At 64.3% G+C, this 10,731-nt stretch carries 8 protein-coding genes; 5 read left to right on the top strand and 3 right to left on the bottom strand.

Annotated elements, in window-relative coordinates; genetic code table 11:
- Window positions 1–247: 247 nt before the first annotated feature.
- Window positions 248–1,321 (bottom strand): porin, encoded by a 1,074-nt coding sequence (locus tag PHX69_RS12015; RefSeq protein WP_288043930.1) that lies wholly within the window; start codon window positions 1,319–1,321, stop codon window positions 248–250.
- Between the two features lie 311 nt (window positions 1,322–1,632).
- On the opposite strand from PHX69_RS12015, the gene coq7 reads away from it, so the two are divergent.
- A complete protein-coding gene (gene coq7 / locus PHX69_RS12010; RefSeq protein ID WP_288043928.1) occupies window positions 1,633–2,250 on the top strand; it encodes a 2-polyprenyl-3-methyl-6-methoxy-1,4-benzoquinone monooxygenase in 618 nt (205 codons plus the stop codon).
- Window positions 2,251–2,283: 33 nt separating this feature from the next.
- Here the strand turns inward: coq7 and PHX69_RS12005 are convergent, their stop codons facing one another.
- Window positions 2,284–2,733 carry an OsmC family protein gene (locus PHX69_RS12005; protein ID WP_288043926.1) on the bottom strand — a complete coding sequence of 150 codons (450 nt, stop codon included), beginning with the start codon at window positions 2,731–2,733 and terminating at the stop codon, window positions 2,284–2,286.
- A gap of 359 nt (window positions 2,734–3,092) precedes the next feature.
- On the opposite strand from PHX69_RS12005, the gene ilvA reads away from it, so the two are divergent.
- The 4 genes from ilvA (at window position 3,093) to PHX69_RS11985 (ending at window position 9,633) form a co-directional block, all read left to right on the top strand.
- On the top strand, window positions 3,093–4,658 hold the full coding sequence (ilvA, locus tag PHX69_RS12000) for a threonine ammonia-lyase, biosynthetic (protein ID WP_119013808.1): 1,566 nt from the start codon (window positions 3,093–3,095) through the stop codon (window positions 4,656–4,658).
- Window positions 4,659–4,796: 138 nt separating this feature from the next.
- The gene (locus PHX69_RS11995; RefSeq protein WP_288043924.1) at window positions 4,797–8,177 is read left to right on the top strand and encodes a sensor domain-containing diguanylate cyclase; all 3,381 of its coding nucleotides are present in this window, start codon (window positions 4,797–4,799) and stop codon (window positions 8,175–8,177) included.
- Window positions 8,178–8,227: 50 nt separating this feature from the next.
- On the top strand, window positions 8,228–9,052 hold the full coding sequence (locus tag PHX69_RS11990; RefSeq protein WP_288043922.1) for an adenosylcobinamide-GDP ribazoletransferase: 825 nt from the start codon (window positions 8,228–8,230) through the stop codon (window positions 9,050–9,052).
- Entirely contained in the window at window positions 9,049–9,633 is a 585-nt protein-coding gene (locus tag PHX69_RS11985; RefSeq protein ID WP_288043920.1) for a histidine phosphatase family protein, read from the top strand. The genes PHX69_RS11990 and PHX69_RS11985 overlap by 4 nt, the downstream gene beginning before the upstream one ends.
- Window positions 9,634–9,681: 48 nt before the next feature.
- On the opposite strand, the gene PHX69_RS11980 is transcribed toward PHX69_RS11985, so the two are convergent.
- Window positions 9,682–10,545: a cytochrome d ubiquinol oxidase subunit II gene (locus PHX69_RS11980; RefSeq protein WP_288043917.1), complete on the bottom strand. Its 864-nt coding sequence runs from the start codon at window positions 10,543–10,545 to the stop codon at window positions 9,682–9,684.
- Window positions 10,546–10,731: the final 186 nt, after the last annotated feature.

The following is a 10,731-nucleotide window of genomic DNA, read 5'->3' as shown; positions in this document are numbered from 1 at the left end:
AATTCATAGGCGATGCATGTTCTGAATAAGCTGCCAGGACGTACACGAGCAGCGGGCTGCTACAAATCTTGGGGTGAACGAACAACGTCAGCATGCCCCATGCGTTCGGTCGTAGCACGGCACGGCACGGCATGGCATGGCACGGCACGGCACGGCAAAAAGAGAAATGCCATGAAAAAAGCCACCCGTCTTGCGACGGGTGGCTTAGGTCAAACTTTCAAGAAAGCTGGCTCAGGCCAGCCATTCATTAGAAAGCGTGGCTGACACCCACTTGGAAACCTTGTTGGGCGCCATTGGTCTTCAGACCACCAGAGCCCAGGTTGTACAGGTTGGCGCCGTCCTTGTTCTTGATGTAGGCGTAGGTGCCATACACCGAAGTGCGCTTGGACAGGCCATACACATAGCCCACAGCAAACTGGTCAGCCTTGCCCTTGACATTGGCGAGTTCGTTTTCGTAGCGGTTGTACGAAACACGCACCGTGCCAGCGCCCACAGGAGCGGTTGCGGCCAAGTAAGCGCCACTGCGCTTGTTTTCGCCGGTAGCACGATCAACAGTCGACACGCGGTAGCCAGCCAGCAGCTTGGCCACGCCGAAGTCGTACGAACCACCCAGGCTCCACGCGTCGATATCGCTGGCAGCCACAGAGTTCGCGCCGTTGTTCAGACGTTCCAGACCCAGACCCAGGCTCAGAGGGCCGTTGTCATACGTCAGGCCAGCACCCAGGTAGCCGCTGTCGCTGTTGGAAGCCGTGGTTTCGCCAAAACCGTAGTTCAGGCCAAACTTGAAGCCGCTGAAGTCAGGCGACACATAGGTCAGAGCGTTGCTGATACGCTGGTTGGTGGTCACAGCAGTAGCGTTGGCGCTAGCGTCAACGACGCCGCCATCAGCCCACAGGCGCGACTGGCCGATACCCACGCTGCCGAACACATCGTAACGTGCGGTAGCGTTGAAAGCAGCGGTCAATTCGCGGCCCATACGCACTTCACCAAAACCGCCGGACAGACCCACGGTGGAGCGACGCTTGAATTGGAAGCCTTCGCCAGCTTTGGCACCTGCGTAACCAGAAGCGCCATCACCATTGTCCAGGTTGAAGCCGCCTTCGAGCACGAAGTTAGCCTTCAGACCGCCACCCAGGTCTTCCGTGCCACGGAAGCCGAGACGGCTGGTCAGGTTGTTGCCGGAGGTCACACCGCTCCAGTTGTCGTTACCGTTCAGGTAGGTCACGCCAGCGTCAGCGACACCGTACAGGGTGACGGAAGATTGGGCCATTGCGGCGCCGGAAGCAGCCAGCACAGCCAGGGCAATCAGGGATTTTTTCATTGCGAGTTACTCCAAGGTTAAACATAGGGCGCCGGTACGGGGGGTCTTGGGTGTTGTGGCACCTGCTCAGTCCCGCCGGTTCCCCGGGCCAACCTCCTGGTGGGGAAGTTGTATCTATTGCACCAGACACGGGGCAGTTTCGCAAAGGAATTCACCCACAATGGGCGCCAAAGCCAAAATTCGTTGCACGCCTGCAACATAGCGAGGGAGATGGCACTGACCAATCCGTCCAGAGATCACGTCAAGTCCAAAAACCTGCTTTTTTGTATCTGAATGAAATTTCCGCAGCAAACAAATCTCAGGAGAAACCGATGGATCAACTACTCACCGCTGCCGATGCGGCCCTGCGCACGCTCTTTGCCACGCCGCGTGCCAATGAAGAATCGCCCGGAAAGCAACATCCCGTTGGTGATCTCGACGCCGCAGAGCAACGCTTGTCGGGTGCATTGATGCGCGTCAACCATGTGGGCGAAGTGTGCGCACAGGCGCTGTACACCGCCCAGGCCGCTGTCACCAAAGACCCGCAATTGCGCGCCCACCTGCTGGAGGCCGCCCGCGAAGAGGGCGACCACCTGGCCTGGACGCGCGAGCGCCTGCAAGAGCTGGGCACGCGCCCCAGCCTGCTCAACCCACTGTGGTACGCGGGCGCATTTGCGCTGGGGGTGGTGGCATCCAAAGTGAGCGACGCCATGAGCCTGGGCTTTGTGGTGGAAACCGAAACCCAGGTGGCCGCCCACCTGCAAAGCCACCTCGATCGTTTGCCGGAACAAGATTTGGCCTCGCGCGCCATCGTCGAGCGAATGAAAGACGACGAAGAGCGCCATGCTGCCAACGCGCTGGCCGCAGGCGCCGCAGACATCCCGCTGCCCGCGCGGGCGCTGATGCAGGCAGCAGCCAAGGTCATGACCACCACCGCACACTACATCTGAATGCGCTGCACGCTGCGCAGGCCATGCCGTTTGTCAGGCCTCCAGCACCTCAAAGCTGGTGGTGATGGCCGCTGTCTTGCCCAGCATGATGCTGGCCGAGCAGTATTTGTCATGGCTCATGGCAATGGCGCGCTCCACGACGGGCGCAGCCAGGCCTTTGCCGGTCACGGTGAAGTGCATGTGGATGGCGGTGAACACCTTGGGATCGGTGGTGGCGCGCTCGGTGGTCAGTTTGACGCTGCAACCGCGCACATCGTGGCGCCCGCGCTTCAGGATCAAGACCACGTCATAGGCGGTGCAGCCGCCCGTGCCTGCCAGCACCGTCTCCATGGGCCGGGGCGCCAGGTTCTGGCCACCGTTGGCGGGGTTGGCAGCGTCGGGCGCGCCATCCATGGTCAGCACATGGCCGCTGCCCGTCTCTGCCACAAAACCCATGCCCGAGCGCGTGCCCGCGCCACCTGTCCAACTCACTGTGCATTCCATGCCGATGACCTTTGTTATGTGAAATGATTTTTGCCTGAGCGCCTTGCCCACCCCCACGTGCAGCCACCTGAAACAGGGCAAAGATTGCTTTAACCCCTGAATTGTCCCGGATTTTGTTGCGACGCAACATTTCCACACCAATTAGGGTAAACTCCCATCCAGCGCTGCCAGTTGATTGCAACAGGCACCGGCAAAGTGGCTATGCCACCAGCCCTCGCAACGTTTGTCTCCTCCATCTCCTCAAAGGATGGATTCAGCCCCAAGCCTCACGGCCTGGGGCTTTTTTTTGGTCTTTTCCGGGAGGCAGTGCCTGGATGCGGGCGCCTATGATGGCTGCGAACTTTCCTGGCACCCCCACCATGACCCAGCAACTCACTCCCCTCGATTACCTGAAAAAGATCCTGACCGCGCGCGTGTACGACGTGGCCACCGAAACCCACCTGGAGCTGGCCAAAAACCTGAGCCAGCGCCTGCACAACAAGGTGCTGCTCAAGCGCGAAGACCAGCAGCCCGTGTTCAGCTTCAAGCTGCGCGGCGCCTACAACAAGATGGCCCACCTCACGCCGGGCCAGCTCGAGCGCGGCGTGATCTGCGCATCCGCGGGCAACCACGCCCAGGGCGTGGCCATGAGCGCGCAAAAGCTGGGCACGCGCGCCATCATCGTCATGCCGACCACCACACCGCAGCTCAAGATCGACGCCGTGCGCGCCCTGGGCGGCGAGGTGGTGCTGGCCGGCGAGAGCTACTCCGACGCCTATGCCCACTCCGTCAAGCTCGAAAAAGAGCTGGGCCTGACCTTCGTCCACCCCTTTGACGACCCTGACGTGATCGCGGGCCAGGGCACCATCGCCATGGAAATCCTGCGCCAGCTGCCCCAGCTGGGCAGCCACCGGCTGGATGCGGTGTTCGTGGCCATTGGCGGCGGCGGCCTGATCTCCGGCGTGGCCAACTACATCAAGGCCGTGCGCCCCGAGATCAAGGTGATCGGCGTGCAGATGAACGACTCCGACGCCATGGCGCAGTCGGTGGCCCACGGCGAGCGCGTCACGCTGCCCGATGTGGGACTGTTCTCGGACGGCACCGCCGTCAAGCTGGTGGGCGAAGAAACCTTCCGCATCGCCCAGGGGCTGGTCGATGGGTTCATCACCGTCGATACCGATGCCGTCTGCGCGGCCATCAAGGACGTGTTTGTCGATACGCGCAGCATCGTCGAACCCGCCGGTGCGCTGGCGGTGGCCGCCATCAAGCAGTACGTGGCCCAGCACCAGACGCAGGGCGAAACCTACGCCGCCATTTTGTGCGGCGCCAACATGAACTTTGACCGCCTGCGCTTTGTGGCCGAGCGCGCCGAAGTGGGCGAGGAGCGCGAGGCCCTGCTGGCCGTCACCATCCCCGAAGAGCGCGGCAGCTTTCGGCGCTTTTGCGAGGTGATTGGCGGCCTGCCCGGCGGCCCGCGCAACGTCACCGAGTTCACCTACCGCATCAGCGATGCCCACCGCGCCCACGTGTTTGTCGGGCTGACCACGCAGGGCAAGGGCGAGTCGGCGCAACTGGCGCAAACCTTCAGCCAGCACGGCTTTGGTGCGCTGGACTTGACGCACGACGAGCTGGCCAAAGAGCACCTGCGCCACCTGGTGGGTGGCCACTCGGCGCTGGCGCAGGACGAGCGGCTGCTGCGCTTTGTCTTTCCCGAGCGGCCCGGTGCACTGCTCAAGTTCTTGAGCCTGATGCAGCCGACGTGGAACATCTCACTGTTCCACTACCGCAACCAGGGCGCCGACTATGGCCGCATCCTGGTGGGTTTGCAGGTACCCCCCGAAGACGCCGATGCCTTTGCCGCCTTTTTGGCCACGCTGGGCTATCCGTATGTCGAGGAAACGCTCAACCCGGCCTACCGGCTGTTCTTGCAGACACCGCAAGCCTGACGCCAGGAATAATAGTCAAAATGGCCTCCTGCGCTTACGCAGCAAGCGCTTGCAGCTATCAATTTTGAATCTCTGTACCTGACCCGGTTTTTCAGCAACGCCGCCTCGATCGCCAGAGTGCCACGGCACACGCACGCCATGCTTTCCAAAATTCGCATCCCTGGCTCGCTCAAGGCCCGCATCACGTTGTTCATGCTGGTGATTTTTGTCGCCAGCCTGTGGTCGCTGACCTTGTATGCCAGCCGGATGTTGCGCCAGGACATGCAGCAGCAGCTGAGCGAGCAGCAGTTGGCGGTGGTGTCCTTCATCGCCCGGGCTGCCGACGCCCATCTGCACGAGCGCATCCAGGCACTGACGCTACTGGCCAACAGCATCGGGCCAGAGGCGATGGCCGACAGCGCCGGGCTGCAGCACCTTCTGGACAGCCAGCCCCTGCTGCCCAGCCTGTTCAGCGGGGGCGTGCTCATTACCCGCGCCGATGGCACGGCGGTGGCCGAAACACCCCGCGCCCTGGGGCGCACTGGCGTCAACTTCATAGACCGCGCCGCCGTGGCCATGGCGATGAAGGACGGTCAGACCGTGGTCGGCACCCCGGTCATGGACAAAAGAATGGCGGTGCCGGTGATTGGCATCGCCGCACCGATCCGGGATGCCACGGGGCGCAGCATCGGGACGCTGGCTGGCGTCATTGCGCTGCGAAACGCTGACTTCCTCGACCAGCTGACGCAGAGCCCTTACGGCAAGACAGGCAGTTATTTTCTGGTGGCACGGCAAGAGCGCCTGATCATTGCCGCGACCAAAAAAGAGCGCATCATGCAGCCCCTGCCACCGCGCGGCACCACGGCGGCCATCGACCGTTTTATCGACGGCTTTGAGGGCTCGCAGGTGTACATCAACCCCAAAGGCATTGAGGTGATGGGCTCGGCCAGGCGCATGACGGCGGTGGATTGGGGGGTGGCTGCATCCATCTCTGCCACCGAAGCGTTTGCACCCATCCATGCCATGCAGCAGCGTGTGGTCACAGCCGCCCTGCTGCTGACGGTGCTGGCGGGCGCGCTGACCTGGTGGATGCTGCGGCGCGAACTCTGGCCGCTGCTGGACACCGCCCAGATGCTGGCGCACATGTCCCCAACCGAGGTGCCAGCCCAGCCCCTGCCAGTGGCGCGCCAGGACGAGATTGGAACGCTGATCATGGGCTTCAATCACCTGGTGGGCAGCCTGGAGGCGCAGAAATCAGCCCTGGAAAAGCAGCTGCGGCTGTTTTCCGCCTTCATTGACGCCCTGCCCAATCCGATTTTCATCAAGAACGCACACACCGTTTTCACGGCCTGCAACACCGCCTACGAGGAGGCGTTCGGCATCCGGCGCGAAGTGTTTGTCGGCAAGACGGTGCTGGAGCTGGACTACCTTCCCCTGGCCGCACGGGAAGCTTTCCAGGCCGCCGATCTGGCGCTGCTCAGCCAAGGCGGCCAGACCAGCGAGGAGATCGAAATCGCTTTTGCCGATGGCATCGTGCGCACCGCCCTGTACCAGCGGCGTGCGTTTGATCTGGGTGGCGGCCAGGGCAGCGCCATGCTGGGCCTGATCGTGGATATTTCCGAGCGCAAACGCATGGAGCAAGACCTCAAAACCAGCGAGGAGCGCTACCGCCTGCTGGCCGAAAACGCCAACGATGTGATCTGGACGCTGGATATGCAGGGGCGCTTCACCTACGTCAGCCCGTCGGTGCGCAAGCTGCTGGGCTACACCAGCGCCGAGGCCATGCAACAGACGCTGCACGAGTCACTGATGCCCCAAGCCAGGCTCCTGATTGACGAGGCCATCCGAGGCAACGCAGCGGCCATCCGGGCAGGCTTGCCCATACCGCAATTCCACGCCGAGCTGGAGCACACCCGCAAAGACGGTAGCCCCGTCTGGACAGAGGTCACGGCCAATGGTGTGCTCAACGCCGAGGGGCGGTATGTAGGGCTACTGGGCATCACCCGCGACATCTCCGAGCGCAAACAGCGCGACGACTACAAACACTTTTACAGCCACATCCTGGAAATGCTGGCCACAGGCCACGGACTGGCAACGATTTTGCAAGCCATCGTCCAAGGCATCGAGGCACTGCACCCAGACAAGCTGTGCAGCATTTTGCTGCTCGACGAGGCAGGCCAGCGCGTGCAGCGCTGCATTGCACCCAGCCTGCCCGAGGCCTACAACGCCGCCCTGGAGGGGCTGGAAATCGGCATGGGGGTGGGCTCTTGCGGCACCGCCGCCTTCACCAGCGAGCGCGTGGTGGTCGAGGACATCGCCTCGCACCCTTACTGGGCCGACTTCAAGGATTTGGCAGCGCAGGCCGGGCTGGGGGCATGCTGGTCGCAACCCATTCGCTCAGGCACCCACCGGGTTCTGGGCACTTTTGGCATTTACCACCGTGGCACCTACCACCCCAGCGCGACCGACATTGCCCTGATCGAACAAACCGCCAGGCTGGCCAGCATCACCATTGAAAAAACGCTGGCCGAGGAGCGCCTGCACGAGAGCCAGGCCTTTGCACAGGCCGTGCTCAATTCGGTGGCCAACGAGATTGTGGTGATTGACCAGCGCGGGTGCATCGTCGGGGTCAATGAAGCGTGGCGCCAGTTCTCGGTACAAAACAGCAGCATTCCTGGGCAAATGGCGCCCCACACCGAGCTGGGCGCGAACTACCTGGGCGCCTGCCTCACCGACCAGGGCCATACCGACACGGCGCGCAGTGCACTGGAGGGCATCCAGGCCGTGCTGGACGGGAAACTGCCCTCTTTCCACCAGGAATACGCCTGCCACTCACCGACAGAGCAGCGCTGGTTTTTCATGACCGTCTCGCCGCTGGCCGAAGGCCGGCTGGGCGCCGTCATAGTCCACACCAACATCACCGAGCGCAAACAGGCCGAGGAGCAAATCCGCAACCTGGCCTATTACGACAGCCTGACGCGCTTGCCCAACCGGCGCATGCTGGACGAGCGGCTGCAGCAGGCCCTGGCCAGCAGCCAGCGCACCGGGCAGTACGGTGCGCTGATGCTGCTGGACCTGGACAACTTCAAACCGCTCAATGACACGCATGGCCATGGCGTGGGCGATCTGCTGCTGATCGAGGTGACCGCGCGGCTGGTGGCCAGCATCCGTGAAGTCGATACGGTGGCGCGTTTGGGCGGCGATGAGTTTGTGGTGGTGCTGGGGGGCCTGAGCGCCCACACCCACCTGGCCCAGCCGCAGGCCATCGCCGTGGCAGAGAAAATACGCTTGGCGCTGGCCCGCCCCTACCACCTGAAGGCCCCCCAGCCAGACGCGCCTGCGCGCACCATCGAGCACCACTGCGCCGCCAGCATCGGCGTTACTTTGTGGGCGGGCTGGGGCAGCGCCAGCCCCCAAGAGATCCTCAAGCAGGCAGACGATGCGATGTACCAGGCCAAAGAGTCGGGCCGCAACACCATCCATTTCTCGCCGCCCGGTATGTTCCCCCCTGAGAGCGCGCCCCTGGCGGGCACGCCCTGACCACCAGCTCACGCCCGGCCACACGGGCCTTTTTTCAAGGTTTTTTCTGGATGCAAGCCCTTCGCCACTACCTGCTGGCCGTGCAGTTTTTTACGCGCATTCCCGTCACCGGGCGGCTGGCCGACTGGGTGGGCTTCAGCCCCGCCATGCTGCGTGCCAGCAGCGCGCACTTTCCGGGCGTGGGCTGGCTGGTGGCGGCGGCAGCGGCGCTGGCGTATGGCGCGCTGCACTGGGCGCTGGCGCCCAACCCGCTGGCGCCAGCGGTGGCTGCCGTGGGCTGCACCATCGCCACCGTGCTGCTCACCGGCGGTTTTCACGAAGACGGTCTGGCCGATGTGGCCGACGGCCTGGGCGGCAGCTACGACCGCGAGCGCGCACTGGACATCATGAAAGACTCGCGCATCGGCGCTTTTGGCGCCATGGCACTGGTGCTGGCGCTGCTGGCCAAGGTCAGCCTGCTGGCCCTGCTGGGCGCGCACAGCCTGAGCGCCGCGCTGGCCGCGCTGGTGGGCGGCCATGTGCTCTCGCGCTGGTGGCCACTGTGGCTGGTGCGGTGGCTGCCGCATGTGGGTGATACGGCCCGCTCCAAAAGCAAGCCGCTGGCCGACCAGATCAGCGCCCAGGCCCTGACAGCGGCTGGTTTATGGTGTTTTTTGCCTCTGGCCCTTGTCTGGAAAGCGCAAGCAGCTCTGTTTTTAATAGCAGCCGTAGTGTGCAGCGCCCTGGCTGCGGGGCACATGGCGCGGCGCCTGGCGCGGCGCTTGCAGGGCTTCACGGGTGACGGCCTGGGTGCCGTGCAGCAGGTCAGCGAAGTGGGCTTTTACCTGGGCGCGGCGCTGGCGCTGGGGCCGCTGGCGCTTTGGGTGGCCGCATGACAGCGCCCCAACGCCAGCTCTGGCTGGTGCGCCACGCACAACCGCTGATAGCCCCCGGCCACTGCTATGGCGCGTTGGACGTGCCCGCCGACCCCGCCGCCACCACCCACAGCGCCCGCCAACTGGCCAGCGCCTTGCCCCAGGGCCTGATCGCCCACCACTCGCCGCTACAAAGATGTGAGCTGCTCGCGCATACTCTGCAAGGCTTGCGGCCCGATTTGGTATCAAAACCCGATGCCAGACTGGCCGAAATGGACTTTGGCGCCTGGGAGGGCCGCCCCTGGGACGACATCGGCCACACCGCCCTGGACGCCTGGACCGCCGACTTTGCCGCGCACCGCCCCGGCGGCGGTGAAAACCTGGCCGCCGTGCTGGCGCGCGTGGCGGCAGCGCTGCAAGCGGCCCGCCAGACTGCCCGGCGCCAGCAGCGCGATGTGCTCTGGATCACCCACGCCGGTGTGGCGCGCTGCGTGCAGTGGCTGGTGCAGACAGCGCCCGGCCCCAGCCCGCCCCCGCGCGCCGACCAGTGGCCGCTGGCCGCGCCCGCGTTTGGCGCCTGGAGCACCATCGCGCTCGATTGAGCAGGGCACGGGGCAGGTGCGCCCACGGGAGCCCCGCGCCCACACGCCTCACAACCCGTAGGTCAGCGTGCGCGCCTTGCCCCAGAACACCCGGTACATGAAGATGGTGTAGACGATGATGACCGGCAGCGTCAGCGCCACGCCCAGCGCAATCACCACCAGCGACTCGGTCGCGCTGGCGGCCTGCCAGACGGTGATGCGGTCGATCACGATGTAGGGGTACAGGCTGTAGGCCAGACCGAAAAAGGCCAGCACAAAAATCAGCACCATGCCGCCAAAGACGATCCAGCCATAGCCCGCTTCCACCACGCGCGGCGTGCGCAGCACATGGCGGATGGCCCAAAACGCCGCCGCACAGGCCAGCGGGATGGGCAGCAGCACAAACAACTCGGGCAGCACAAACCACTTGGCCCGCACCGTGGCGCTGACCAGCGGCGTGGCCACAGAAATCGCCACCAGTGCCAGCCCCATGGGCCACAGCACCCGGCGCCCCCAGGCCGCAGCTTTGCGCTGCAAGTCGCCTTCGGCTTTCATCAGCAGCCAGCCCGCTCCCAGCAGAGCGTAGGCAGCGGGCAGCGTCAGGGCGATGCCTGCGGCAAACAGCCAACCCCACAGGTCGTCCTGAAAGCCCGTCACGTAAGCGCCCAGCATCCAGCCCTGTGCCAGCGCCGTGACCAGAGAGCCGCCCGCAAAAATGCGGTTCCAGGTGGCCTTGTGGGCGTCGCGGGCCTTGACGCGAAAGTCAAACGCTACGCCGCGCAGCACCAGGCCCAGCAGCATCACCGTCACCGGCAGGTACAGCGCCGACAGCACCACGCCCTGCGCCATCGGAAACGCCACCAGCAGCACGCCCACGCCCAGCACCAGCCAGGTCTCGTTGGCATCCCAGAAGGGGCCGATGCTCGACACCATCACCCAGTGCGCGGGAAGCCCCGGGGTTCAGCCCGGGGTCGAGAGCGCGGACGGCGCAACCGTCCTCAGGGGCGGTTGTGCAGCGGTGCCCAATTGCGCTCGCTTTGGATCTGCATCCATTGAATAATCCAACGCTATGGACTGCACCAAAACCCTGCGCCTGCGCATCAAAGACAAGCACGCCCG

Origin of the sequence: Simplicispira sp., assembly GCF_028687295.1 — a bacterium.
GTDB lineage: Bacteria > Pseudomonadota > Gammaproteobacteria > Burkholderiales > Burkholderiaceae_C > Simplicispira > Simplicispira metamorpha.
Note: the sequence above shows the minus strand (reverse complement) of the source record. Positions and strands in the feature narration are given on the sequence as shown.

Excerpts from the sequence above, each read along its gene's own strand:
- PHX69_RS11990 (WP_288043922.1), top strand. The coding sequence starts at position 8,228 with ATGCAAGCCCTTCGCCACTACCTGCTGGCCGTGCAGTTTTTTACGCGC.
- PHX69_RS12015 (WP_288043930.1), bottom strand. The coding sequence starts at position 1,321 with ATGAAAAAATCCCTGATTGCCCTGGCTGTGCTGGCTGCTTCCGGCGCC.
- PHX69_RS11980 (WP_288043917.1), bottom strand. The coding sequence starts at position 10,545 with ATGGTGTCGAGCATCGGCCCCTTCTGGGATGCCAACGAGACCTGGCTG.
- PHX69_RS11985 (WP_288043920.1), top strand. The coding sequence starts at position 9,049 with ATGACAGCGCCCCAACGCCAGCTCTGGCTGGTGCGCCACGCACAACCG.
- coq7 (WP_288043928.1), top strand. The coding sequence starts at position 1,633 with ATGGATCAACTACTCACCGCTGCCGATGCGGCCCTGCGCACGCTCTTT.
- PHX69_RS11995 (WP_288043924.1), top strand. The coding sequence starts at position 4,797 with ATGCTTTCCAAAATTCGCATCCCTGGCTCGCTCAAGGCCCGCATCACG.
- PHX69_RS12005 (WP_288043926.1), bottom strand. The coding sequence starts at position 2,733 with ATGGAATGCACAGTGAGTTGGACAGGTGGCGCGGGCACGCGCTCGGGC.
- ilvA (WP_119013808.1), top strand. The coding sequence starts at position 3,093 with ATGACCCAGCAACTCACTCCCCTCGATTACCTGAAAAAGATCCTGACC.